Source organism: Acetobacter papayae JCM 25143 (genome assembly GCF_000613285.1).
Taxonomy (GTDB): domain Bacteria; phylum Pseudomonadota; class Alphaproteobacteria; order Acetobacterales; family Acetobacteraceae; genus Acetobacter; species Acetobacter papayae.
The window spans coordinates 1-1,043 of the sequence record NZ_BAIN01000160.1 but is presented as its reverse complement, the minus strand read 5'-3'; the positions used below and the strand labels follow the sequence as shown (position 1 = coordinate 1,043).

Here is a 1,043-nt window from a genome sequence, read left to right as displayed (position 1 = left end):
TACGGGCAAGGCAGCGGAACATGCGCTGGAACGTGCGGGCATTACGGCCAACAAGAACGCCATTCCGTTTGACCCCGAAAAGCCTGCAATCACCTCTGGCGTGCGCTTGGCAGCCCGGCGGCGACAGCGCGTGGTTTCCGTGAGGCGGAATTCCGCGAGATTGGCGAGATGATCGACGAAGTGCTGAGCGCGCTGGCTGCTTCCGGTGGCGAGGGCGATGCGGCTGTGGAACAGGCCGTTCATACCCGCGTCAAGGCTCTGTGTGCACGCTTTCCTATCTATAAAAGATAAGGGCCTCTGCGCATTGTCCGCATAGGAAGAAGGCGTGGGGGAAACCCCGCGCCTTTTCTATTTGTGGTCCTGTAGCTTGCGGTTTCAGTGCTTGGAGCACTTTGTCCGCTGTGCTGCGGCCACAAGGCGGTAGATGGTGGTTTTGTGCACGCCGTATCGGGTCGCGACTTCGGACACCGCAACCTGTTCTTCCGTAATCAGTTTGCGGGCGGTTTCGGCCTCATGGGGTTTAAGCTTCGAGGGGCGGCCCATATGGATGCCGCGCTCCCGTGCGAGCTTTCGTCCTTCCGCTGTGCGTTCGCGGATCAGCGCGCGTTCAAATTCAGCAATCCCGGCAAAAACGGTCAGGATCATGCGGCCAGCGGCAGAGGTCGTGTCGGCCCATGGTTCTGAAAGCGAACGCAGGCCAGTATCCTTGGTGCGGAGGTAATCCGTAATTTCCAGAAGATGCTGCGTGGAACGTGCCAATCTGTCCAGACGATGTACAACCAGAATATCGCCCTTCTTAATCTTTTTTAATAATTTCTGAAGCTCAGGTCTTTTTCTTATGGCCCCAGATATTTTTTCTTTGAATATGACAGTACAGCCAGCCTCCTTGAGATTTTTTATTTGAACTGAAAGAGTTTGATCTTCAGTGCTGACGCGTGCATATCCGATCAACATGGTATTTATCACTCAAGTCTAGATAAAGGGGATCGATATCAACCACGTTTTTTTGATTAATCATATATATAGCACTTGAAAAAATCGTG

General features: G+C 53.1%; 1 protein-coding gene and 1 pseudogene. One reads left to right on the top strand and one right to left on the bottom strand.

Annotated elements, in window-relative coordinates; all coding sequences use genetic code 11:
- Window positions 1-291 (top strand): annotated as a pseudogene (gene glyA, locus JCM25143_RS25010) (serine hydroxymethyltransferase); the annotation flags it as partial.
- A gap of 84 nt (window positions 292-375) precedes the next feature.
- Here the strand turns inward: glyA and JCM25143_RS15145 are convergent.
- Entirely contained in the window at window positions 376-954 is a 579-nt protein-coding gene (locus JCM25143_RS15145; protein WP_025861850.1) for a recombinase family protein, read from the bottom strand.
- Window positions 955-1,043 lie beyond the last annotated feature (89 nt).